The sequence below is a fragment of the Hymenobacter sp. UYP22 genome (genome assembly GCF_040547285.1).
GTDB lineage: Bacteria > Bacteroidota > Bacteroidia > Cytophagales > Hymenobacteraceae > Hymenobacter.
The window spans coordinates 40,322-63,763 of sequence record NZ_JBEPPK010000007.1 but is presented as its reverse complement, the minus strand read 5'-3'; the positions used below and the strand labels follow the sequence as shown (position 1 = coordinate 63,763).

Sequence of the window (23,442 nt, the reverse complement as noted above, 5' to 3'; positions counted from 1 at the left end):
ATTTCTCCGCGTTGTCGAAGGCAGGTAAAGCCCGGCAATTCCGTAATTTCGTCGTTATGCAAGTTCAGTACGAGGCGCTGTATCATCAGCTGGAGGAAAATCATTGGTGGTTCCGGGGGCGGCGCGCCGGCGTGTTCGACCAGTTGCAGCAGATGAATCTGCCAAAAACGGCCGCTATTCTGGAAATTGGTTGCTCTGGCGGTCCTTTGCAGCAGCAGCTTCGGGCCATCGGCTTCCACAACCTCACGGGCATTGATATCAGCGAGGCGGCCATTGCCCTGGCCCACCAGCGCCAGATTCCAAACGTGTCGGTAATGGACGGAGCCCGGCTGGAGTTTGCCGATAACTCCTTCGACGTGGTGGTGGCCTCCGATGTGCTGGAGCACATTGAAGATGAGCAGCGGGCCTTGCGCGAGTGGCGGCGGGTGCTGAAGCCCGGTGGGCAGCTACTGGTATACGTGCCCGCCTTCCCTCAGCTTTGGAGCCAGCACGACGTGGTAAACCGCCATTTCCGCCGCTACACGGCTGCCTCCCTGAGCCAGGCCCTTACGGCGGTAGCGCTGCAGGTGCAGCGGAAATCGTACTGGAATTTCGCCCTGTTTTTTCCCACGTTTCTGGTGCGCCAAGCCCAGCGGCTGCGTGGCCCCGTGCAGCCCGACGCTGAATCGGGCACTGGCGACTTGCTGGCGTTGCCCGCCCCGGTCAATACCTCGCTCATTTGGTTGCTGCGGGCCGAAAACCGCCTGCTCCGCCACCTGAACCTGCCCGTAGGCGTGAGCGTGTTTGCCCTGGCCCGCAAACCAGCCGCCTAACTTTTACCTGCTTTCTTCCTTCTGCCGCGTGGACCTGTCCGTTATCATCCCCATTTACAACGAAGAAGACAATATTCCGGCGCTGTATGAGCGCCTGCGCGGTGTGCTGGACCCTATGCCGTTACCGGGGGGCTACGAGTTTATCTTTATTAACGACGGCTCCCGCGACCATTCATTGGCCCTGATTCAGACCCTTGCCGCCCGCGACTCCCGGGTGCATTTCATCAACTTCAGCCGCAATTTTGGCCACCAGATTGCCGTTACGGCCGGCCTCGACCGGGCCGAGGGGGAGGCCGTCGTCATCATTGATGCTGACTTGCAGGACCCTCCCGAGCTGATTCCGCAGCTCTACCAGAAGCTGCACGAGGGCTACGAAGTAGTGTACGCCAAGCGTCGCTCCCGCCAGGGTGAAAGCGCCGCCAAGAAACTCACAGCCAAGCTTTTCTACCGCATTCTGGCCAACATTACCAACATTTCTATTCCCGTGGATACCGGCGACTTTCGGGTGATTTCGCGCAAGGTGGTGGAAGCGTTGCGGCGCATGCCCGAGCAGAACAAATTTATCCGGGGGCAGATTTCCTGGATTGGTTACCGCCAGACCTACCTGGAATATGACCGGGCCGAGCGGGCCGGCGGCGAAACGGGCTACACCTACCGCAAAATGATTAAGCTGGCTCTGGATGGCATTACGGCTTTTTCGGATGTACCCCTGAAAGCCGCCACCGTGGGCGGTTTCGTGGTATCGGGGGTGGCGTTTCTGGTGATGCTGTTCACGCTCTATGCCCGCTTTGTGAGCAAGGACTACGAGCCCGGCTGGGCTTCTTTGATGGTGAGTATTTTGTTTCTGGGCGGCGTGCAGCTGATTGCGGTGGGCATTATTGGCGAGTATATGGCACGGCTCAGCGCCAACGTGCGGCAGCGCCCTCTCTATATTGTATCCGAGTCGAATTTGCCGGAGCCCCCGCTGCCTCAGCAACGGTAGCGGCGGGCCGTGGCTCTTTCCGTTGCGCCCATGATCCAGCTTCAGAACTACATTGGCGGCCAGCTGCTGCCTCCGGCGGCCGGCCACTATTTGCCCCTCATCGAGCCCGCCACCGGCCACTCGTTCGGGCAGGTGCCAGCTTCTGATGCCACCGATGTGGACGCGGCCGTGCGGGCCGCCGAAGCGGCCCTGCCCGCTTGGCGGGCCCTGCCGGCTGAGGAGCGGGGCCGCCGCCTAGTGCGCCTCGCCGAGCTGATTGAGTTGAACCTGGACCGCCTGGCCCGGGCCGAAAGCCAGGACAATGGCAAGCCTCTCAATCTGGCCCGCACCCTGGACATCCCGAGGGCGGCCAGCAATTTTGCCTTTTTCGGGACGGCGGCGCAGCATTTCGCCACCGAGGCCCACGTGCAGGAGGGGGTAGCGGTAAACTACACGGTGCGGCACCCGCTGGGCGTGGTGGCTTGCATTTCACCCTGGAACCTGCCGCTGTACCTGTTCACCTGGAAAATTGCCCCGGCCCTGGCCGTGGGCTGCTGCGTGGTGGCTAAACCCTCGGAACTGACGCCGTACACGGCCTTTTTGCTGAGCGAATTAGCTCAAGAGGCAGGTTTGCCGGCGGGCGTACTCAACATTGTGCACGGCACCGGCCCGGCCGTGGGCCAGGCCCTGGTCGACCACCCCGGCATCCGGGCCATTAGCTTTACGGGCGGCACCAAAACCGGGGAGCAGATTGCCCGCTCGGCCGCCCCGCGCTTCAAAAAACTATCCTTGGAGCTGGGCGGCAAAAACCCCAACCTCATCTTCGCCGACTGCAACCTGGCCGAGGCCGTGCAAACCAGCCTGCGCAGCTCCTTTGCCAACCAGGGCCAAATATGCCTGTGCGGCTCCCGCATCTTTGTGGAGCGGCCCATCTACGAGCAGTTTAAAGCCGAATTCCTGCGTCAGGTGCAGAGCCTGACCGTAGGTGACCCCCTGGACGAGCACACCCGCCAGGGTGCCTTGGTCAGTGAAGCGCATCTGCAGAAAGTACTGTCTTACATTGAGCTAGCCAAGCAGGAAGGCGGCCGGCTACTGGCGGGCGGCCAGCGGGTGCAGGTACCGGGCCGTTGCGCCGAGGGTTACTTCCTGCAGCCCACTGTGTTTGAAGGCTTAGCGCCCGAGTGCCGTGTAAACCAAGAAGAAATATTTGGGCCGGTAGTCACCCTCACCCCCTTTGATACGGAGGAACAGGCGCTGGCCTGGGCCAACGGCACCGAGTACGGCCTGGCGGCCACCATCTGGACGCGGGACCTGGCGCGGGCGCACCGCCTGGCCCAGCAGCTGCACGCCGGCGTGGTGTGGGTGAACACCTGGCTGCACCGCGACCTGCGCACACCTTTTGGAGGTATGAAGAACTCCGGCGTGGGCCGGGAAGGAGGCCTGGAGGCGCTACGGTTCTTCACGGAGGCCCAAAACGTGTGCATTAAGCTCTGAGCCGGCGCAAAGCGGGGGCTTGCACAACCTCAACCGGAGCCGTAGCTTAGAGCGTGCACTCCCCTCCCACCCTCTCTCCCGCCCGGCCAATTTGGCAACGGCTTTTGCCCCTGCTGTTGCTGCTGGCCCTGGCATATTTTCCGTTATTCTGGCAGCTGGCCTCCTTCCCGGTGCAGCAGTGGGACGAGTCGCGCACGGCCCTGGATGCCCTGGGCATGCTGGTGCACCACGACTGGCTGGTGGCCCGCTACGAGGGCCAGCCCGACCTCTGGAACTGCAAGCCTCCTCTCTGGCTCTGGACTTTGGCCAGCAGTATTCGGCTGCTGGGCCCCACGGAGCTGGGGCTGCGCCTGCCGGCAGCTATTACGTCCTTGGCTACGGTGGGGCTGGTGTACTACGCGGCGGCCCGGTGGCTGCGTAGTCAAGTGGCGGGCCTGCTGGCCGGGCTGGTGCTGCTCACCGCTCCTGGTTACGTCAGCTTCCACGTAGCTCGCACTGCCGACTTTGACGCATTTCTCACGCTCTGGACGACGGCGGGAGCTTTGAGCTGGGTGGCATATCTGCGTACGGGCCGGGCCCGCTGGGCCTGGGCAACGGGCGTAGGATTTACGCTGGCCGTGCTTACCAAGGGCATTGCCGGGGCTATGTTCGGGCCGGGCCTGTTGCTGGCGGCCTGGCTCACGGGTAGCCTGCACCGGCTGCGGAAGCCGGCACCCTGGCTGGCTGCGGGCTTGGTAGTGCTGGGCGCGGCCGCCTGGTATGCGGTGCGGGAGGCAGCCGCGCCCGGCTACCTGGAAGCTGTGTGGCAGTACGAGGTGGGTGGCCCATCCATGCAGGAGCTGGAGGGCAATGACGGGCCGTTTGCGTTTTATCTGAGCTTACTGGCCAACTGGCAGTTTGGGGTGTGGCTGCTGCCGGCGCTGTTAGGGGCTGGGTTAGGCTGGGGGCAGCCCACTGGCACCACCGGCTGGTGGCTGGGCCGCGCCCTTTCGGCCATTATCGGGAGCTTTTTACTGGCAATTTCCTTGGCGGAGACCAAGCTGGTGTGGTATGATGCTCCCGCCTTTCCGCTGCTGGCTTTGCTGGTGGCGGCCGGGGTTGTGCAGGTATTTAGGCTCTTACAGCCGGGCATTGCGCGGCCGGTACCTTATGCCGGGCGCGTGGCGGGGGTGCTGGCCCTGGCGGCTTTCCCCTACCTCAACCAAGTGCAATACCTGCGCCAGCTTTCCAAGTACCGCTTCGATAACCACCAGCTGGTATACGGGCACCATTTGCGCCAGCAGTGGCAGCAGCACCCCGAACTCTGGACCTACACCTTGGGCACGGATGGCTCCTTCAATGATGCTCCGCTGTTCTACCAGATGGCTGCCCAGTACCAGCAGGGCCACACCGTGGCGCGCCGCGCCGCCTGGCAAGCCGCCGAGTCAGGCCCCGGTGAGGTGGTAGTAGCCTGCGGACAGAAAGCCACCCTAGCCTGGCAGAGTGCTTTTCAGACGGAAACGCTGGTGCAATCCGACTCCTGCCAAACGTTGCGGCTGGGCGCGCGGCGGTAGCACCTGGGGGCACTAGGGCAGCGTCAGGCCCGCGTATACATCCGTCAGCGGCACCTGGCAGCCAATGCTGTCGAGCATCAGCAGGTCATGCCGGTCAGTGGTTTCGGTCAGCAGCCAGCGGCCCTGCGCATCCCGGGTGTGCAGCTCAGCGTGCACGCGTTGCGAATCCAGCAGCAAATACTGGAGCAGCGTCGGAATCTGGCGGTAGAGAAAAAACTTGTCGCCCCGGTCGTGGCTTTTGGTTGAGGCCGACAGCACTTCCACCAGCAGTGTGGGATTGAGCAGGGTATCAGGTTTCGTATTATCCTCAAACAAAGGCTGCCCGCATACCACGGTTAGGTCCGGGTACACGAAGGTCGATTCGCTCAGCACCTGCACCCGCTGGTCACTGCCCACTACTGAGCAGGGTTTTCCTTTTAGCTGAACATACAACTCCCCAGTAAGATTGGCGGCTATGCGGTTGTGCGCGAAGCTGGCCCCCGACATAGCCCGGATTTCTCCGTCCCAATACTCGTGCTTGGATTCCGCGCGGCGTTCAGCTGCCAGGTAATCCTCGGGCGAAACGTGAGCGAGTGGCGTAGCAGGCAGGCCCATCAGGCAGAAGTTAATAGGGTGGCAGACCGCAAGATACTACGGAAAGGACACGGGCTGCTCTGAGGCCAGCAGGCAAACTGCCCACCAGTACGGCCTCAATTCAGCTTTTCCAGGGTAGTTTCCAGCTCGGCTAGGGTGGTTTCGCGGAAGCGCAGCGTATCCGGGGCGGTGGTAGGGAGGCGGGCCAGGAAGGGCGTACCATTTTCGTAGCGCAGCCCTACTACTGTGGCTCCGGCCGGAGCCGCCGCAAACTGAAAGCCGCCCAACTCCGCCTGCCCCGACAGCACTACCCGGTGGCCGGGCACCAGCAGCCGCACGGTACAGTGCTCATCGGTAGCAAAGGCGGGCACAAACAGGGCGGCGGCGGCGCTCTGCCAGGGCTGCCCCGTAGCCAGCCAGCCCAACTGCGTAACGGCAAGAGCGGCCGGATTTTCCTCCAACTCATTGAGCACTACTTCTTCAGCCGGAGCGGCGGCGGCTACTGCGGCCGTTTCGGGGGCAGTGGCCAGGCCGGGCTGAAAATGGAAGCGAATAGGCAGCACCAGCTTCACCTTTACAAAGCGCCCATCCTGCTGGCCCGGTACCCAGCGGCCCGAGGTTTGACGCAGCACCCGCAGCACCTCCTCGTCGCAGCCGTTGCCCAGGCCCCGCACAATGCGGGGCTGCGTCACGCGGCCAGTTTCGTCGACCACAAACGAGGCAAATACCAGCCCTTCCGTCTGGGCTTCCTGGGCGGCACGCGGGTAGCGAATCAGCCGGTTAATATCGGCCGGGCCCTGGCCGTAGCGGGGCATCTGCTGGGCCGTGGTCAGGATGGTTTCGGCGGTGGCATCCGCTGCTGGGGCAACTGTTTCCTGCCAGCGTACGGGACTGGTAGCACTGGCCTGCCCGTAGTACAGCGGGGCCTTGCGCGGGCCACCGGCCATTTCCAGCTGCATCAGGCGGCCGGCGGCCAGGGTTAACGGCTGCCCCCCGGCCGTGGCGCGCACCAGCACGGCGCCGTTCAACTCCAGGGCCGCCCCAGCCAGGGTTTCGGTCAGCAGATTGGAAAGCAGTAGGTCGGAGGCCGAATAACACTCCTTGAGCTCCACCCACACGGCCGTTGTAACGAGGTGCTGGCGGCTGTCTACCAGCGCCCCGGCCGGAATCCGGACAACGGTACCCTCCCGCCCGCGCACCTCGGCGGCTTTGGTGGGGTCAATCTGGAAATACTCGCTGGCTTTGAGCGTGAGGTCCTGGAGGCGGGCCTCGGCGGGCGGTGTAGCGCCGGGTAGGCCGGGCCGGCTACTGCTGCTGCGGTACACAATAAGGGGAGCACGGCGGCTGGTGGGACGCTCCAAGCGGTGCCAATTCCGCGCCCCGGAGGCGGCACCCACCGGCTGCGCCAGGGAGTCGTAGTTGAGCGTATCGGCCAGGGCGGGAACGGCAGCGGCCGGGGCGGTGCGCTGGGCCGTGCGCTCGGGTTGGCAGGCTACCACAAGGCCGCCTATCAGCATGAGCAAGGGTAAACGAATCGGGGTAAGCATCGGCATAAGAGGCCTCTACGCGGGAAACACCGGATTTATTGGACCAAAGTCGGTTTTTTCTGCTAAACACCTGGCATAAATACATTTACTTTTCTTTTTTCCAATTTGCGGGCTATCCTTCCTAGCCGTACTGCTCATGCTCGACCTTGTAATTGATGCCCGCCCCGCTGCCCTGAGTCCGGGGTTTGAGGTGAAGCGCATTCTGCCCTACCGCCTCCGCCGCATGCTGGGCCCGTTTATTTTCATGGACCACGCCGGCCCTGTGCACCTGACCCCGGAGCTGTTGCCCACCCTGGATGTGCTGCCCCACCCCCACATCGGCCTGAGCACCGTCAGCTACTTATTTGGCGGGCAGGTTACGCACCGGGATAGTCTGGGCGTGGAGCAGATTATCCGGCCGGGCGAGGTAAACTGGATGACGGCCGGCAGCGGCATTGCCCACTCCGAGCGGTTCGAAGACCCCGCCACGCTGGCCGGGGGGCAGCTGGAAATGCTGCAGACCTGGGTGGCCCTGCCCGAAGCCGACGAGGAAACGGCCCCAACCTTCGACAACTATGCTCCCCATGAGCTGCCTGTTTTTTCGGAGCCTAGCGTGTGGCTGCGCCTGATTGCCGGCGACGCCTTCGGGCTGCAGAACAACGTCAAAACTCACTCCCCGCTGTTTTACCTGCACGTGGTACTGCAGCCGGGCGCCCGGTTTGGCCTGCCCCGCGGCTACCCCGAGCGGGGTGCCTACGTAGCCAAAGGCCGCCTGGAAGTAAACGGCCGCACGTACGGCCCCGGCCAGCTGCTGGTATTCACGTCCGGCCTCGACCCGGTGTTAGTGGCCCAGGAAGCTACCACGCTCATGCTGCTGGGTGGGGAGCCGCTGGGGGAGCGGTTTATCTGGTGGAACTTCGTGTCGTCGAGGAAGGAGCGCATCGAGCAGGCTAAAGCCGACTGGCAGGCCGGCCGCATCCTGCTCCCGCCCACTGATAACCAGGAGTTCGTACCTCTTCCCCAGGACAAAACCCGCCCCGCCGGCACCGGCTCCCCGCCCCCGCAGGCATTGTCGTAGGAGCTTTGCCAGCCCATCATTTCACACCGAAAATCAACCCTAATAATATTAGATATTTAAACTAAAATATTTAGCTTTACAGTCTGTTCACGCGCCCGCCTTTCTGCCTTACTGCTATGAAAAACACGCTGGAGTACACAGTATGCTGCCGCCTGACTTTGGCACAGCTGGAATACGGACAAGTAGTTGGTACTTCGCAGTGCAAGCAGCAAGTGCGCACTACCACCACAGAGTTAAGTGAGTTGTTTGCTGACCTCTACGAGCAATTCCGCAGTCCGCAGCTGCTCGGTCTGCAAATCACGTCCATCACCCCTCAATCCGCACTTGAGTTGGCTGGCCACCCGGAACTACTGCAATAGTTCGCTGGGAACAAAAAAGCCCCTCACGTGAGGGGCTTTTTTGCAACAGTATGGGTACTTGTCATTCCGAGCGAAGTGAGGAATCTGAGCTGATCATCCGAGGAGTAACCCAGATTCCTCGCTTCGCTCGGAATGACAACGGTAGTTACAGGTTTTTCAGCACGAAATCCGTCATCTGGCGGTAGAGGTGCAGGCGGGTGTTGCCGCCGTAGATGCCGTGGTTGCGGTTGGGGTAGTATAGGGTCTGGAAGTCCTTGTTGTTCTTCACCATGGCATCCACGAAGGCAATGGAGTTCTGAAAATGCACGTTATCGTCGCCGGTGCCATGCACTAGCAGGAGCTTGCCTTTGAGCTTATCGGCGTGCTGCACAGGCGAGTTGTCGTCGTAGCCCTGGGGGTTTTCCTGGGGCGTTTTCAGGAACCGCTCGGTGTACACGGTGTCGTAGTAGCGCCAGTTGGTAACGGGGGCCACGGCAATGCCCATCTTGAACAGATCGGCGTTTTTGGTGAGGGCCAGGGTGGTCATGTAGCCGCCGAAGCTCCAGCCCCAGATGCCGATGCGGCTTTTATCCACGTAGGGCAGCGTGGCCAGGTACTTGGCCCCCTCGCCCTGGTCGATGGTTTCCAGCTTGCCCAGGTTAGCGTAGGTGACCTTCTTGAAGGCCGCGCCCCGGGCCCCGGTGCCGCGCCCGTCCACAATCACCACGATGTAGCCGTTTTCGGCCAGCATCTGGTGCCATAGGTAGTTGGTGCCGCCCCAGGAGTCGGCGTTGGTTTGGGAGCCGGGGCCGCCGTACACGTGCATGAGCACGGGATATTTTTTGGTGGCGTCGAAATTGGTGGGCTTCAGCATCTGGCCGTTCAGCTCCACGCCTTCACTGGTTTTGAAGGTGAAGAACTCGGGCGTGGCCAGGTTGTATTGGCTTAGCTTCTCGCGCAGCTTCGCGTTGTCTTCCAGCACTTTCACCAGCTTGCCATCCTGCCCGCTGCGCAGGCTCACCACGGCCGGCACGCCGGCTTCGGAGTGGTAGTTGAGGAAGTAGCGGGTGTCGGGGCTGAGGTTCACCACGTCAGTGCCGCGGCCGGCTTCGCTGAGGCGGGTTTTGCCCTTGCCTTTCAGGTCGATGCGGTAGAGGTGGCGCTGCAGGGCCGAGCCTTCGGTGCTGGTGAAGTACACCAAGCCTTTCTTCTCGTCGAAGCCGTTGATTTCGGTAATTTCCCAGTTGCCCTTGGTAATCTGGCGTACTGGCTTGCCCTTCATATCATAGAGGTAGAGGTGGCGGTAGCCATCCTTCTCGCTGCTGAACAGGAACTCCTTGCCCCCGGCCAGGTAGCGCACGTCGTCGGTGATGTCCACGTAGGCCTTGTCGGTATCCGTAAGAACTACGCTGCTCTGGCCGGTTTTGGCGTTGGCGTGCAGAATTTCCAGCTTGTTCTGCAAACGGTTGAGGCGCTGAATGCTGAGCAGGTCGGGCGTCTGGGTCCAGAGGATACGAGGGATGTACTGGTCGGTTTCGGTGCCTACATCCATCTTGGCCGTTTTGCCAGCGGCCACGTCGTAGGCCGAAATGCTGACGATAGAGTTTTTCTCGCCCGCCTTGGGGTACTTGTAGCGGTAGTCTTTGGGGTAGAGCGGGCCCCACTCCTGCATGTTGTACTCGGGCACCTGGCTTTCATCGAATGTGTAGTAGGCCACGTAGCGCGAGTCGGGCGACCATTGGAAGCCCTGGGCGAAGGAGAACTCCTCCTCGTACACCCAATCGGTACCCCCGTTGATGATGCGGTTAAGGGCGCCGTCCGTCGTCACGGCGGTTTCCTGCATGGTGGCCAGGTCGGTCACGTACAGATTGTTGTCGCGCACGAAGGCCACGCGCTTGCCATCGGGCGAGAAAGTGGCGTACAGTTGCTTGCCGCCGGCGCTCAGGGGCGTGAGCTTCTTGCTGGCCCGGTCATACACGAAGAAGAACGACTTGCTGCTGCGGCGGTAAATCGGCTCGGTATCGGTGCTGAACAGGATGTTGGTTTCATCGGCATTGAAGCTGTAGCCATCCACCTGCAACGGCTGGGTCTGGCCGGCTAGCTTCAGGTCCTGGGCCGCCACCAGGGTTTGCACGAGCTGGCCGGTGGTTACGTCGTTCTGCACCAAATCACCCTTGCTCAGGGAGGAGTAGAAGCGGCCGTCCTTCATCCAGTTGAAGCCGGGCACCGAGCGGGCCGAGAAGGTACCCTTCTGCCAGATGTCTTCGAGGGTAATATTCTGCTTTTGTTGGGCAACAGCTACCGGGGCAGAACCGGGCAATAGAACAGGGCTGGCGGTGGTCAGGAATAGGGCCAGGCCCAGGGAACGTAAACGCATGCGGGGAAAAATGAAATGTCGGCGGGAATCCGGCGTTAAGGTAGCCAATGCCAGGGGCAAGGTTGCACGGCTCCCGCAAAACCCGGCCCTGGGAATAGCTGCGGCGGAGTGACTCATACTAAAACGCGCCCCAGGGCGTATATTCCGGGCTACTGCTACCGGATAGCCGCCAAATCCCGACCTTTATCCCGCTATGCGTTTTCTCTCTTCGTCTTTCCTGCTGCTTCTGGGCGCGGCGGCCATTTTCACTGCCTGCGAACCGGCGCTGGAGCCCGGTCCCCGCGTGAACTTTGTGGGTAGCTCCCGCTTCAACCCCGCGTCCCGCCGCATCACCAACGACGGTGATACTATTGCGGTGCGGGTGTACGCGGAGGCTGAGGACAACGTCCCCCTGACCCGGCTGCTTATTGAAGCCAACTACCTGCCGCGGGCGCGCCCCATCACCTATTTCACTGGGTACAGCGAGAATGACTCCCTAGCCTCCCGGCTGGTGTACCTGGACACGCTGATTGCCAACGCCCCGGAGTTTGCCTTCCAGAGTGTGCAGCCCACCCGTACCACGGCCGGCAAAGAAACCTGGGAATACACCTTCACCGACGCCAACGGCAACACCGGCACCCGCAGCTTTTACCTGCGCCTGGGCCGCCCCGATTCGGCGGCAGCTTTCCATACCTACACGGTACCCCTGCAAGACCCCGGCGCGTTCGGGCGGCGCAGCTTCTTGGCCCTGCGCGAAGGCCTGGCCCTACCCAGCTTTTCCCTGCGCCGCCTGCCCGAGAATCAGCAGTTGATTGACTTGGTGTACGTGCCTGGCTCCACTACCGTAAACCCGGGCCTGGCCGTGGCCACCGATGCCGGCCTGAAACTGCCCTGGGTCGGCCGGGCCACCGAAATCCGTCCTACGCCGCTAGCCGCTTCGGCCCTGGCCAATTACTCCACCACCCAGGCCTTCACTGACATTTATAACCTGTACCAGAGCACTCCGTTTCCTATCCGCACCCGCACTGGTGCCCTCACCAAAGGGCAGGTTATTGCCTTCCGTACCCCCGACAACCGCTACGGCCTGCTTTCGGTACAGGATATCATCACCACCGGTATCCGCACGTTGGTGCTAGAGGTGCGCATGAGCAGGTAGCCGCTGCGGCCACCCTCCCGCATGACAACGGCCGAACCCGCAGTACGCAGGTTCGGCCGTTGTGGTGTGGGGCAGGTACTGCTTTACACGGCTAGAACATGAAGCCAGCGGTGAGCGTGGTAGTAAAGCGTTTGTTGTCTACCTCTACCACGGGCGTATCGGCCGCGTTCCGCAGGGAGTAGGGCGAGTACAGGCGGGTGCCGCTGCTATATACGCCGGCTGCATCCAGGAAGAAGTTTTTCTGACGCAAGCCTACGCCACCCGTATAAAATGTTCGGGCTTGGTCTACTGCCGAGCTTTGGTATGGGCTACCATACCGGGCAAAACCAGCCCGCACCCGGAAGATATCGGCGCGCACCTCTCCGCCAACCCGCAGGTTTACGGTGCTTCTGTACAGGTTGTCAATGGCATCATTGTCGGGCCCGAAGTCGAAGTTGCCGGTTACCCCCTCATTATTGTAGTTGCTGAGGTTGGCGCTGGCATAATTCACGTACTCCACGTCGCCGCTCAGGAAACCATACTTCGCAATTACGGCCGCCACCCCGCCCGTTGCCCGAAACGGCGTAGTCACGGCGTAGTCGAAGATATTGGGGTCGAGGGACGAATTGGCCGAGCTGAAGCTCTGGGAGCCAACCTGCACCGGCTTATCAAACCGGGCACTCAGCGAGGAGCTGTACGTTTCGGTAAACTGATGATACGTAGGAGTTTGCACGGAGGCCCCGATGCGCAGTGCATCTACGGGCTTGTAAATAATGCCTACACGGGCGTTAAAGCCAGTTCCCTTCGTCTCCAGGAAGTCGCGCTGGGTCAGGGAGGCAAAGGAAGTACCCGCCGCATTACTTACCGGCTCCGTATCGGAAGCGGTGATGGTGTTCTCGGAAGTATAGCGCGAGGTTACAATGCCAATCCCGCCCCCGATGTAGATCTTGTCCATGTAGCTGGCCCCGTAGGCGAAGTCGTACTGATTCTGGGAGCCAGTCGTCCGCACCGTTTCGGCCTGATCCAGTTGCCCGGTGTCGTTGAAGGGGCCCGATATTCCGCGTTTCACCAGCCGGCCGGTAGTACCGTTATTGGCATTCAGGCTGTCGGTCAGGTAGGTATCGTACGCCAGGTCATCCAGCGCGGCCCCACGGTCCTCACTCAGCCGCTGAAAGATATCCTGCTCGAGTTGAGGCCGCCCCTGGTAGCGGAAATTGGAGTTGTAGTCGCCAATGCGGGTAAAGCCAAAGGAAAATGCCCCCGAGCGCCAGGGCGCAGTATCATCATCGGGGCGGCGGTTGGCGAATACGAGCCCTATGCTGCCAATGTGCAGGTTACTGCGCGAATCGGAGGTGGTGGTGCCAAATGCCCGACTATCGGCGCTCAGGTTGCTAAGACCCGGCGAAAAGGTAAACTCCGAGCGTTGGAACATACCAAGGCCCGCCGGATTTATTGTGGCGGCCCCGAAGTCGCCGCCCACGGCGGCCGAGGCGCCCCCCAGGCCCAGCGTACGGGCCGTGCCGGTGGGCTGAGTCTGGGAAAACCGCAGAGCATCGGTGTTATATTGGGCAAAAGCGTGGCTGGCCGAGCCCATTAAGGCCACGGCTAAGCCGAATTTCAGCGTTTTCATAGGAAAGGAGAAGGAAGGGATGCCCGACACACTGCCGGGCATCTCCCAGATAATTACCTTGGTTTGGTATACGAACCGGAAGCGTTAGGGGCTTACTGTACCCGGCCCCGGCGGCCACCCCCATCAGAGCCACCGCCACCCGAGTTACCGCTGCTGCTGCTACGGGAGGGCTCAGAGTACGAGCGGCTAGGCTCGTATGACCGGGAAGGCTGCTCATACGTGCGGGCAGGCTCAGAGTACGTCCGGCGGGGCTGGCTCGGCTGCGACGACTGGTCGTAGAGGCGCTGACGGCGGGGTTGGTCGGCTACACGCGGCTGTGCCGGTTGCTGCTCCGAGCCCGCAGTACCAGCCGGATTCCACTCTACCCGGCGACGACGGGTTTGCTCACCAGGCGATGATTGGGTACCTACACCGTTAGGGTTGGATACCGTACCGTTAGTGGTGTTATCAAGCGTCCGCCAGCGACGGCCACCCGGTATCTGCTCGGTTTGCGGAGATGGTAGTGGCACCTGCTCCGCCTGCGACACCTGCGCCTCCCGTACCCGCCGGGTGGATGGCTGCGGAGAGGCTACCGGCGGCGTGTTCGTGTCGGTTATTTCCTGCACCCGGCGGCGGCCACCGCCCTCAGGCCGGCCGGCTACGCCGCTGGTTATGCTGCCGGGTGTGCCGCCTCCCGTGAAACCACCCTCCTGCACCCGGCCGCGGCCAGAGCTGGCTGGTACGTTAGTATTCGGAGCCGCTAAGCGCTGCCCATCCGTAGCCCGGTCGCGCCGGGGCCCGTAGGTGGCGCGCTGACCCGGCCGTTCGTAATAGTTACCCCAGCCATTGCCGCCGTAATAACCACCGCCTCCGTAGAAGCCGCCCCCGTAGCCACCGCCATACAAGCCGGGGTAGTAGCCACCACCGTAGCCGCCCCAGGGGCTGCCAAAGCCATAGCCACCCCAGGGACTGCCAAAGCCATAATCGTAGGGGCTATAGCCGTAGCCCCCGCGCCAGGGGCGGTACCAGGGCCGGCCGAAGCCGATGTTGATATTTATGCTGCCGTAGCCCCAGGGGCTGAAGAAGGGGTCATATAGCCCGTTGTAGCCGTAGCCCCAGGGCGAATAAGCAGCACCACCACCGTACCAGTACGGGTCGGTGTAGGCAAAATCGTAATAGCCCATGCCAATGCCCCGGTACGGGCTATGGAAGCGCCGCAGCCGCGAGGCATAGTAATAGTCGTCATCGTAATACTCCGCTGAGCCCGTAGCTGAGCTGCGGCCAACGGTACCATCGTAGTCGGGGTTGGCCACGTCGCCGGGTTCGGCAGTTGTGGCTTCTTCCGAGGCCGGAGCGGCCGCCGTAGCCGCCTGGGCGGGGACAGTTACCCGGTCCGACGAGGAATAGTACATCCCGTCGTTTTCAGTGGTAGCGAGGTAGGAGGAGCTTGCACAGCCTCCCAGTGTAAGCAGGGCCAGGGCGGGCAATAAAGGTGAAAGGATCTTTTTCATGGCTGCTTACGCGTAAAGTTGTATCAGAAATAGGAAGAGCGAGTGAGGGCCAACAATGCACAGTCCGTCAGGGCCTAGTCCTCCAGATTTAATAACGTAATTTGGGGCCGAAACGGTGCCCTTTTTCTACGTCAAATCTTGTACCAGAAACAGGAACTTTTTCACTACTTCTACAATACCTCAAGATATGAGCAAAAGTTTGCCCAAACGCACCGAAGATTACTCTTTGTGGTACAATGAGTTGGTGAAGCGCGCCGGCCTGGCCGAAAACTCGTCGGTGCGGGGCTGCATGGTGATTAAGCCCTACGGCTACGCCATCTGGGAGAAAATGCAGCGCACCCTCGACGACATGTTCAAGCGCACGGGCCATCAGAACGCCTATTTCCCGCTGTTTGTGCCCAAAAGCCTATTTGAAGCCGAGGAAAAAAATGCCGAGGGCTTTGCCAAGGAATGCGCCGTGGTTACCCACTACCGCCTCCAAACCGACCCTGACAAGCCCGGTAAGCTACGCGTAGACCCCAACGCCAAGCTGGAAGAGGAGCTGATTGTGCGCCCCACCTCGGAGGCCATCATCTGGAGTACCTACAAAGGCTGGATTCAGAGCTACCGTGACCTGCCCCTGCTCATCAACCAGTGGGCCAACGTAGTGCGTTGGGAAATGCGCACCCGCCTGTTTCTGCGCACGGCCGAGTTCCTGTGGCAGGAAGGCCACACGGCCCACGCCACCGCCGAGGAAGCCCTGGCCGAAACCCGCCAGATGCTGGAGGTGTACGCCCAATTTGCCGAGGAGTGGATGGCCCTGCCCGTAGTGAAAGGCGTGAAAACCGAAAATGAGCGGTTTGCCGGGGCCGTGGAAACCTATTGCATTGAAGGTCTGATGCAGGATGGGAAAGCTCTGCAGGCCGGCACCTCCCACTTCCTGGGCCAGAACTTTGCCAAGGCGTTTGATGTGCAGTTTGCCAACAAGCAGGGCCAGCTAGAGCACGTATGGGGCACCAGCTGGGGCGTGAGCACCCGCTTGATGGGCGCTCTGGTTATGGCGCACTCGGATGATGAAGGCCTGGTGCTACCGCCCAAACTGGCACCCATTCAGGTGGTCATCGTACCCATCTACAAAACCGGCCAGCTGGACGAGCTACTGGAGCGCATCCGCCCCATGCAGATGGGCCTGATTGAGCGGGGCATTTCGGTGAAGATTGATGACAGGGACACCGAGCGCCCCGGCTTCAAGTTTGCCGAGTGGGAGCTGAAAGGTGTGCCCGTGCGTATTGCCGTGGGCATGCGCGACCTGGAAAACGGCACCCTGGAAGTAGCCCGCCGCGACACCAAGGAGAAACTGACCCTGCCCCTCACGGACATCGTGAACAGCGTGGACCAGCTGCTGCAGGACATTCAGAAGAACATCTACCAACGCGCCCAGAGCTACCGCGAAACCCACACCACCCGCGTGGAGAGCTACGAGGAGTTCAAGCAGGTACTGGAAGGCAAGGGTGGTTTCGTACTGGCCCACTACGATGGCACCTCCGAAACGGAGGAGCGCATCAAGGAGGAAACCAAAGCCACCATCCGTTGCCTGGCCCTGGCCGAGCCCGAGGAGGAAGGCGTGTGCATTATAACCGGCCGCCCCTCTAAACGACGGGCCCACTTCGCCAAGGCATATTAGGCCTAGAATTGACTGAATACTCCGGACTGCACATGCGCAGTGCAATCCACCCTCCGGCGGGAGTTGCCATTCGGCAGCTCCCGCTTTTTTTGGAGCACGGCCTGGCAGCCTGAACGGGCGGGCTCCCGACGAGCTACTGCCTTCTGGTGCATAGATGCGCGGGGTTTGTGTATCTTTTCCGCAACCAAACTATTCCTGCTATGGACTGGCTTACCATTGCTTTGCTGTTATTCTTCGGGTTGGTTTTTCTGGCGGCCGAAGTCATTTTCATTCCGGGCACCACGGTGGTAGGGTTGGTAGGCTTTGGGCTACTGGCAGCCGGCATCTGGTTTGGCTACCGCGACCTGGGCAGTAGCACCGGGCACATACTGCTGGTAGGCTCCTTAGCTATTACTGGTGCGCTGGTGTACTGGGGGCTGCGGCCCAAAAACCTGAACAGAGTAGCCCTAACCCAGGTAAACCACACCAAAGTGCACGATGTCCGCCACCCCGATGTGCTACCCGGTGCCGTGGGCCGCACCCTCTCGGCATTGCGCCCGGCTGGTACGGTGCTGTTCCAGGATGACCGGCGCGAGGTAACCACCCGCGGCGAGTTTGTGCCGGCGGGCTCCGAAGTGCGGGTACTGGGCATTGAGCACAACCGCATTGTGGTGGAGCTTGTGGCCTAGCAGCTCAACAGCCCTCGGCCGGCCTTTCCATTCCTTCTTCCACCTTTTTTTCTTCCCGCATGGATTTTCCACTGTTTCCGCTCATTGTGGGTGGCATTGCGCTGCTGGTTTTCCTTTACTTCTTCCCCATCAGCCTCTGGATTACGGCATTGTTTTCGGGGGTGAAGGTGAGCCTGTTCCAACTGGCATTCATGCGGGTACGTAAGGTACCACCTTCCCTTATCGTCAACTCCCTCATTACTAGCACCAAGGCCGGCCTTGAGTTAACCGCCAACGACCTGGAAACCCACTACCTGGCCGGCGGCAATATCCCCAGCGTTATCAAGGCCCTGATTTCCGCCGACAAAGCCAATATCCCGCTCAGCTTCAAGCAGGCTACGGCTATTGACCTAGCCGGGCGCGACGTATTTGAGGCCGTAACCACCTCGGTAAACCCCAAAGTCATCAACACGCCCAACGTGGCGGCTGTGGCCCAGGACGGGATTCAGCTTATTGCCAAGGCTCGGATTACGGTGCGCGCCAACATCACGCAGCTGGTGGGCGGGGCCGGCGAGGAAACCATTCTGGCCCGCGTGGGTGAGGGCATTGTGACCAGCATCGGCTCGTCCCGCTCCCACAAGGAGGTGCTGGAAAACCCCGATAAGATTTCCAAACTGGTGCTCAGCAAAGGGTTGGATGCTGGTACGGCTTTCGAGATTCTGAGCATTGATATTGCCGACGTGGATATTGGCGAGAACATCGGGGCTAAGCTGCAAATCGACCAGGCCACCGCCGACCTCAAGGTTGCCGAAGCCAAGGCCGAGGAGCGCCGCGCTATGGCAGTGGCTATTGAGCAGGAAAACCGCGCCAAAACCCAGGAAGCCAAAGCTCAGGTGGTGCAAGCCGAAGCCGAAATTCCGAAAGCCATTGCCGATGCTTTCCGCTCCGGCAACCTGGGGGTGATGGATTACTACAAAATGCGCAACGTGCAGGCCGATACTGATATGCGCGACTCCATTGCCAACCCCAGCGGTCAGAACAGCAGCACCAAACCCGGCCGCGACGAAGGCCGGATGAGTTAAATGTGCAGAATGTGTCGAATATGGAAAATGTGAGGTATGAGTAGAGTTGCCCACATTGTCGCCTAGCAAAGCAAAGGGCCGGTTTCAAACAGAAACCGGCCCTTTGTGCTATGACATTTTCACATTCTCCACATTCCTGACCACATTTTCCACATTTTCCGCATCAAGCTCCTACTTTTTCGTAATCCGGAACTCTACGCGGCGGTTAAGTTTGCGGGTTTCCTCTTGGTCGTTGCTGGCCACCGGTTTGCTGCCCCCATAGCCTTCGGTGGTAATGCGGTTGCCACTGATGCCCTTCTGCACTAGGTATTTCTTCACCTCGTTTACGCGGTCCAGGCTCAGCTTCACGTTTAGCTGCGGGTCACCCTGATTATCGGTGTGGCCTTCCAGCTTAATTTCTACCTGCGGGTAATCTTTCAGGATACGCACTAAGCGCAGCAACTCTGGGTAAGAATTCTCGCGCAGGTAATACTTACTTTGGGCAAAGAAGATGTTATTCAGCTTGATGCTCTGGCCCACCGCAAACGGTACCAGGTACAAATCCTGGTTGATTTCGGAGTATTTCTGCCGGTCCGTTACGTCCAGGTTGTCCGATTCTGCCAGGTAGTCCTTGGCCTCGGCCCGGTAGCCATAATGCGCCCCGGAGGGCAGCACTATGGTGTAGGAACCATCGAGGGGGCTGGTTTCCGCTACGCCAATTTCCTCCCCAGTCAGCAGGTTTTCGTAGCGGATGGTAGCGGCTACTGGTTTCTTGGTGGAAGCATCCAGTACTTTGCCCCGCACCAGCGTCACAATTTCGGGCCGGAACGTGGGCTTCAGGCTGATGCGGAAAATGTCCTTGGAGCCATCAATGCCTTTGCGCGCCGATACCAGGTAAGCATCTTCCCCGGCCGCCGAAACGGTATAGTAGGCATCAAAATCGGGGGAGTTTACGCTGGCTCCCAAGTTGCGAGGCTTGCTCCAATTGGTCCAGGTATCGTCCAGCCGCTTGCTATAGAACAGGTCACTTTTGCCGTAACCCCCGTGCCCTTCCGAAGCGAAATACAGGGTTTTACCGTCGGAGGCCAGAAAAGGCGCAAACTCGGGTTTCTTGGTATTGACGGTAGCACCCAGGTTGCGGGGCTTGGTCCACGTCTTGCCGTCGGCTTTCAGAAAGCTCACGTACAAATCCTGCTCTCCCTGGCCATCCTTGCGGTCCACGGCCATAAGCATCACTTTGCCCGAGGTAGCCAGGAAAAAGTCAACGTTTTCCGGGTCGTCGTTGTAGTAATCCTCAATTTCTACCTTCTCCGGCTTGGTCCAGCCAGTGGGTGTGCGGCGGCTCACGCTGGGGCCTTTGGGCACCATTGAGCCATCGGGCTGGTACACGCCAATCAGCAGCAGCTGCTGGCCGTTGGCCGACACCGAAGCCACCCCGTTGGGGTCGCGGGGGGTGTTGATGGGGCTGCCGATATTCTTGGCCGTGCCCCACAGCTTTTTGTCGACGTTGGTGAGGTTGCTGTACCACACGTCCTGCACATCTTTGGCTCCGCCTACGTTCTGGGGGTTTTCCTGGCGAGCAAAAAACAGGGTGCGACCATCCGGCGAAATAACCGGGTGCGTATCCACAAATTTGGAGTTGACGGTGGGTCCTAGGTTCACCATAGAGGAGTCGAAGCTCACTCCGCTCTGCTCGTTTCGGAATTCCTTCTTCACCATCGTCTCCGCCACATCGGCCACCCCAATAGCGTCAATCTGATTGACACCATTTACGGCCTTGGTGTTTAGGCTAACCACTACCCCTATAGTGCGGTACGTAGCCGGCGAAAAGGTCACCTGCAGCGTGCGGTATTGCTCTGGCAAAGGGCCCGGGCTGTCGTTAGAGTACACTTGGTGCTTTTGCCCCCGGGTATCCACCAGCTCAATCTTGGTAATGGCTCCCGGGTTAAAGTTTTCCACCACCGTCACTTGCTTGGCTACCAGCGACTTGCCAAACCGCACTTCTATGAACTCGTTGCTGCCTTCCTTCTTCGGAATCCAGGCTTCATTGTGCGCTTGGCCCAGTGGGGTGGCATTGGGCTCGCCTAGTACCTTTTCCGGCGAAAATGCCTCCTTTCCCTCAGCCTTTTGGGATGAAACCGCTACCACTTTGGAAGCCCATACGGCGTGCTGTGCCTGTGCTGCACCGCCTGCCCCCAACAGCAGCCCCGCCGACAATAGTAATTTTGTAAGAGTCATACGTTCAAGGTCAAATCAAATGCTTCTGGTGAGGCAGTCCCCAGATGAGCAGTGCCGCGCACTCGTCTTCAACCCTGAAGACGTCGCAGCCCGGCCGGAAGTTTCGCTACTTGTCCCCGGTCCTCGGCAAATGCCTTTACAGAGCGCAGGAGGCACATAAGAATTCGGAACCAAGTTACTACATAGATTGTGTTCTGGCTCGGAACTGCCAGCAGCTGCTCTCAGTGTAAGCAACCGCCGGTAGCCTTCATCTGGTACAAATCTGTTGGGCGCGGCCGTACAGACGTCACCCAGGAACAAAAGTTGCATTTTGCCTACCCGGTTTGGGTTATTACCAGCAGAGTGAATCCAGAACTGCTGTTCATCAATCCAGGCATTTGTCGTACCTTGCGGGGTACGTACCGTTCCCCTTAAGTACACTATTTTTCCCACACCATGGAAGAGAAGCTGCTAGACGAAATTCCCTCGCTTGACTTGGCTGATTTCCGCTCCGGTGACCCCGAGCGCAAAGCCCGTTTTGTTCAACAACTCGGCGAAGCTTACCAGAACATTGGTTTCGTGGCCCTCAAAAACCACGGCCTCACCGACGAGCAGACTCAAGCTCTCTACGCCGACGTAAAGTCGTTCTTCTCGCTGCCCGACGACGTGAAGCAGCAATACGAAAAGCCGGAACTGGCTGGCCAGCGCGGGTACGTAAGCAAAGGCAAGGAGCACGCCAAAGGCCGCAATACCGGCGACCTGAAGGAGTTCTACCACGTGGGCCAGGAAGTAGAAGACCAGACCGACCCCATCGGCAAAGAGTACCCCGCCAACATCTGGCCACAGGAAGTGGAGGGCTTTCACAAAAGCACCTTTACAACCTACCGCACGCTGGAAGCCGCTGGCAAAGATGTGCTGCGCGCCATTGCGCTGTACCTGAAACTGCCGGAAAATTACTTTGATGATAAGGTGCGCAACGGCAACAGCATTCTGCGCCCTATTCACTACTTCCCCATTGAGAACCCCGACGCGGTACCGACCGATGCCGTACGCGCCGCCGAGCACGGCGACATCAACCTCATCACGCTGCTGATGGGAGCCTCGGCCGATGGCCTGCAAGTGAAGCGCCGCGACGACCAGTGGATTCCGATTACCGCCCTGCCCGACCAGATTGTGGTGAACGTGGGCGACATGCTGCAGCGCCTGACCAACGGCGTACTGAAAAGCACCATTCACCGCGTGGTTAACCCACCCCGCGAGAAAATGAACTCCTCGCGCTTCTCCGTGCCGTTCTTTATGCACCCCCGCTCCGAAATGAGCCTGGCTGCCCTGGAGAACTGTGTAACTCCCGAAAACCCTAAGAAAGAGGCTGATATTACGGCCGGCGAGTTCCTGAATGAGCGCCTGATTGAGTTGGGCCTTAAGAAGAAATAGGTTGTCTTTCTGCCACAAAAAAGGCCCGCTTCCCTTCGGAAGCGGGCCTTTTTTGTGCCTGCACTATTGGCTACATACGTTTCGCAGTGGCATCAGCCAAGTTGATGAGCAGGCAACTTGTTATCTTGTCCGGTACTGTTTCCGCCTTCTTTCTCTTACCCTGTGGTTTCGCCGCAAGAAGACATACAACTGGCTCCTCTGCCCCGCCGTGCCAAACAGGTAAAGCGGGGCCGAAACCTCATTTTCCTGAAAGATGTGGCGGCCTTGGGGCTGAGTGCCTTCGGGGGCCCGCAGGCGCACCTTGCCATGATGCTGCGCCTGCTGGTTGACAAGCGCCGCTACCTCACGGCCGCCGAGTTGCTGGAGTTAACGGCTTTGTGTCAGATTTTGCCCGGCCCGACCTCCACCCAAACCATTACGGCCATTGGTTTCCGGTTGGGCGGACCCAACCTGGCTTACCTTACGCTGCTGGTCTGGATGCTGCCCGCCGTATGCATCATGACCTGCGCCGGGCTTACCATCAGCTACTTGGATAAGGAGCAGGTGGCCCGGCTGGTGCAGTACGTGCAGCCAGTGGCAGTGGGGTTTGTGGCTTACTCCGCTTACAAAATTGCCGAGAAAGTTATTCACACCAAAACCTCAGTGGCCCTGATGGTTATAGCGGCTATGCTGGTCTACCGGTTTCAGGTGCCCTGGCTGATGCCCATTTTGCTGCTGGCCGGGGGGCTGCTCACTACTTTCCGGTACCGGAAGTTACCCCAGGAAACCAAGATACCCTTGCGTATTGAGTGGCCCAATTTTCTGCTGTGGCTGGGTGTTTTTGTGGGAGCCGCCGTGCTGGGTCAGTACACGCAGTGGCTGCCGGTGCGCCTGTTCGAGAACTTCTACCGCAACGGGAGCCTCGTATTTGGGGGCGGGCAGGTATTGGCACCACTATTCTACACCGAGTTTGTGGAGTTTAAACACTACCTCTCTCCCGAGGAGTTTCTCTCGGGCCTAGGAATGGTGCAAGCTCTGCCAGGGCCTAATTTCTCGTTTGCCTCCTACATTGGTGCCCTGGCTATGCGCCGGGAGGGTAGCGGCCTTGATGGGCAGTTGTTGGGGGCTTTGGTGGGAGCAGTTGGCATCTTTATGCCCGGCACTCTGCTTATCTTCTTTCTGATCCGGTTCTGGGACCAACTCAAGCGCTACCGCGTGATAAAGGCGTCGTTGGAAGGCATCAACGCCGTATCGGCCGGACTGGTGTGCGCCGCTACGTTTCTGCTCTACCACCCCCTCCCCGACCACCCTATCAACCTGGCCCTTATTGCTGCTACCTTTCTGCTGTTGCTGTGGGAAAAAGTACCGTCCTATCTTATCGTGGGGGCGGCACTGGTAGCAGGGCTTATTTGGTAAGCAGCTAAAAGAGGGGAGCCGGATGCGCTGGCCGTGCTATGTGCACCAACCAGAGCATCCGGCTCCCCTCTTTTAGCTG

At 60.1% G+C, this 23,442-nt stretch carries 18 protein-coding genes; 12 read left to right on the top strand and 6 right to left on the bottom strand.

All coding sequences use genetic code 11. The features are described 5' to 3' along the window. The first annotated feature begins 56 nt into the window (after positions 1–56). From ABIB60_RS13230 to ABIB60_RS13215, 4 genes are all read left to right on the top strand, one after another. On the top strand, positions 57–812 hold the full coding sequence (locus tag ABIB60_RS13230; RefSeq protein ID WP_354580493.1) for a class I SAM-dependent methyltransferase: 756 nt from the start codon (positions 57–59) through the stop codon (positions 810–812). A gap of 28 nt (positions 813–840) precedes the next feature. Further along, complete coding sequence (locus ABIB60_RS13225) at positions 841–1,794, top strand: glycosyltransferase family 2 protein (protein ID WP_354580492.1); 954 nt, start codon at positions 841–843, stop codon at positions 1,792–1,794. 30 nt (positions 1,795–1,824) lie between these two features. After that, the gene (locus tag ABIB60_RS13220; protein ID WP_354580490.1) at positions 1,825–3,267 is read left to right on the top strand and encodes an aldehyde dehydrogenase; all 1,443 of its coding nucleotides are present in this window, start codon (positions 1,825–1,827) and stop codon (positions 3,265–3,267) included. Between the two features lie 104 nt (positions 3,268–3,371). Then, positions 3,372–4,820 (top strand): ArnT family glycosyltransferase, encoded by a 1,449-nt coding sequence (locus ABIB60_RS13215; protein WP_354580489.1) that lies wholly within the window; start codon positions 3,372–3,374, stop codon positions 4,818–4,820. Between the two features lie 12 nt (positions 4,821–4,832). Here the strand turns inward: ABIB60_RS13215 and ABIB60_RS13210 are convergent, their stop codons facing one another. After that, on the bottom strand, positions 4,833–5,414 hold the full coding sequence (locus ABIB60_RS13210; protein WP_354580487.1) for a Uma2 family endonuclease: 582 nt from the start codon (positions 5,412–5,414) through the stop codon (positions 4,833–4,835). A gap of 95 nt (positions 5,415–5,509) precedes the next feature. After that, positions 5,510–6,940 (bottom strand): energy transducer TonB, encoded by a 1,431-nt coding sequence (locus tag ABIB60_RS13205; protein ID WP_354580485.1) that lies wholly within the window; start codon positions 6,938–6,940, stop codon positions 5,510–5,512. Positions 6,941–7,076: 136 nt separating this feature from the next. On the opposite strand from ABIB60_RS13205, the gene ABIB60_RS13200 reads away from it, so the two are divergent. Beyond that, positions 7,077–7,997, top strand: a complete 921-nt coding sequence (locus ABIB60_RS13200) for a pirin family protein (protein WP_354580484.1) — start codon at positions 7,077–7,079, stop codon at positions 7,995–7,997. 116 nt (positions 7,998–8,113) lie between these two features. Continuing rightward, positions 8,114–8,356, top strand: coding sequence for a hypothetical protein (locus ABIB60_RS13195; RefSeq protein ID WP_354580483.1), 243 nt, complete (start codon positions 8,114–8,116; stop codon positions 8,354–8,356). Positions 8,357–8,501: 145 nt separating this feature from the next. Here ABIB60_RS13195 and ABIB60_RS13190 read toward each other — a convergent pair whose 3' ends face one another. Further along, a complete protein-coding gene (locus ABIB60_RS13190) occupies positions 8,502–10,712 on the bottom strand; it encodes a S9 family peptidase (protein ID WP_354580482.1) in 2,211 nt (736 codons plus the stop codon). A gap of 193 nt (positions 10,713–10,905) precedes the next feature. Here ABIB60_RS13190 and ABIB60_RS13185 point away from each other — a divergent pair, with 193 nt between their 5' ends. After that, positions 10,906–11,847 carry a hypothetical protein gene (locus tag ABIB60_RS13185; protein ID WP_354580480.1) on the top strand — a complete coding sequence of 314 codons (942 nt, stop codon included), beginning with the start codon at positions 10,906–10,908 and terminating at the stop codon, positions 11,845–11,847. Between the two features lie 91 nt (positions 11,848–11,938). Here ABIB60_RS13185 and ABIB60_RS13180 read toward each other — a convergent pair whose 3' ends face one another. Together ABIB60_RS13180 and ABIB60_RS13175 are read right to left on the bottom strand one after the other, a co-directional pair. After that, positions 11,939–13,456: an OmpP1/FadL family transporter gene (locus ABIB60_RS13180; RefSeq protein ID WP_354580478.1), complete on the bottom strand. Its 1,518-nt coding sequence runs from the start codon at positions 13,454–13,456 to the stop codon at positions 11,939–11,941. Between the two features lie 92 nt (positions 13,457–13,548). Then, positions 13,549–14,946, bottom strand: coding sequence for a hypothetical protein (locus tag ABIB60_RS13175; RefSeq protein WP_354580476.1), 1,398 nt, complete (start codon positions 14,944–14,946; stop codon positions 13,549–13,551). A gap of 187 nt (positions 14,947–15,133) precedes the next feature. Here ABIB60_RS13175 and proS point away from each other — a divergent pair, with 187 nt between their 5' ends. The 3 genes from proS to floA all read left to right on the top strand — a co-directional run bounded on the left by proS (position 15,134) and on the right by floA (position 18,338). Beyond that, complete coding sequence (gene proS / locus ABIB60_RS13170) at positions 15,134–16,609, top strand: proline--tRNA ligase (protein ID WP_354580475.1); 1,476 nt, start codon at positions 15,134–15,136, stop codon at positions 16,607–16,609. A 146-nt stretch (positions 16,610–16,755) separates the two neighbouring features. Continuing rightward, positions 16,756–17,277: an NfeD family protein gene (locus tag ABIB60_RS13165; protein ID WP_502915127.1), complete on the top strand. Its 522-nt coding sequence runs from the start codon at positions 16,756–16,758 to the stop codon at positions 17,275–17,277. A gap of 59 nt (positions 17,278–17,336) precedes the next feature. Then, positions 17,337–18,338: a flotillin-like protein FloA gene (gene floA / locus ABIB60_RS13160; protein WP_315998151.1), complete on the top strand. Its 1,002-nt coding sequence runs from the start codon at positions 17,337–17,339 to the stop codon at positions 18,336–18,338. A gap of 171 nt (positions 18,339–18,509) precedes the next feature. On the opposite strand, the gene ABIB60_RS13155 is transcribed toward floA, so the two are convergent. After that, positions 18,510–20,555 carry an OmpA family protein gene (locus tag ABIB60_RS13155; protein WP_354580473.1) on the bottom strand — a complete coding sequence of 682 codons (2,046 nt, stop codon included), beginning with the start codon at positions 20,553–20,555 and terminating at the stop codon, positions 18,510–18,512. Positions 20,556–20,990: 435 nt separating this feature from the next. Between ABIB60_RS13155 and ABIB60_RS13150 the strand changes: the two genes are divergently transcribed. Continuing rightward, complete coding sequence (locus tag ABIB60_RS13150) at positions 20,991–21,968, top strand: isopenicillin N synthase family dioxygenase (protein ID WP_354580472.1); 978 nt, start codon at positions 20,991–20,993, stop codon at positions 21,966–21,968. Between the two features lie 162 nt (positions 21,969–22,130). Further along, on the top strand, positions 22,131–23,363 hold the full coding sequence (gene chrA, locus ABIB60_RS13145; RefSeq protein ID WP_354580470.1) for a chromate efflux transporter: 1,233 nt from the start codon (positions 22,131–22,133) through the stop codon (positions 23,361–23,363). Positions 23,364–23,442 lie beyond the last annotated feature (79 nt).

What these genes read in the sequence shown, in the direction of transcription:
- ABIB60_RS13185 (WP_354580480.1), top strand. Translation starts at nt 10,906, where the DNA reads ATGCGTTTTCTCTCTTCGTCTTTCCTGCTGCTTCTGGGCGCGGCGGCC.
- ABIB60_RS13220 (WP_354580490.1), top strand. Translation starts at nt 1,825, where the DNA reads ATGATCCAGCTTCAGAACTACATTGGCGGCCAGCTGCTGCCTCCGGCG.
- ABIB60_RS13175 (WP_354580476.1), bottom strand. Translation starts at nt 14,946, where the DNA reads ATGAAAAAGATCCTTTCACCTTTATTGCCCGCCCTGGCCCTGCTTACA.
- ABIB60_RS13180 (WP_354580478.1), bottom strand. Translation starts at nt 13,456, where the DNA reads ATGAAAACGCTGAAATTCGGCTTAGCCGTGGCCTTAATGGGCTCGGCC.
- ABIB60_RS13190 (WP_354580482.1), bottom strand. Translation starts at nt 10,712, where the DNA reads ATGCGTTTACGTTCCCTGGGCCTGGCCCTATTCCTGACCACCGCCAGC.
- ABIB60_RS13150 (WP_354580472.1), top strand. Translation starts at nt 20,991, where the DNA reads ATGGAAGAGAAGCTGCTAGACGAAATTCCCTCGCTTGACTTGGCTGAT.
- ABIB60_RS13195 (WP_354580483.1), top strand. Translation starts at nt 8,114, where the DNA reads ATGAAAAACACGCTGGAGTACACAGTATGCTGCCGCCTGACTTTGGCA.
- ABIB60_RS13155 (WP_354580473.1), bottom strand. Translation starts at nt 20,555, where the DNA reads ATGACTCTTACAAAATTACTATTGTCGGCGGGGCTGCTGTTGGGGGCA.
- ABIB60_RS13210 (WP_354580487.1), bottom strand. Translation starts at nt 5,414, where the DNA reads ATGGGCCTGCCTGCTACGCCACTCGCTCACGTTTCGCCCGAGGATTAC.
- floA (WP_315998151.1), top strand. Translation starts at nt 17,337, where the DNA reads ATGGATTTTCCACTGTTTCCGCTCATTGTGGGTGGCATTGCGCTGCTG.
- ABIB60_RS13230 (WP_354580493.1), top strand. Translation starts at nt 57, where the DNA reads ATGCAAGTTCAGTACGAGGCGCTGTATCATCAGCTGGAGGAAAATCAT.
- ABIB60_RS13200 (WP_354580484.1), top strand. Translation starts at nt 7,077, where the DNA reads ATGCTCGACCTTGTAATTGATGCCCGCCCCGCTGCCCTGAGTCCGGGG.
- proS (WP_354580475.1), top strand. Translation starts at nt 15,134, where the DNA reads ATGAGCAAAAGTTTGCCCAAACGCACCGAAGATTACTCTTTGTGGTAC.
- ABIB60_RS13205 (WP_354580485.1), bottom strand. Translation starts at nt 6,940, where the DNA reads ATGCTTACCCCGATTCGTTTACCCTTGCTCATGCTGATAGGCGGCCTT.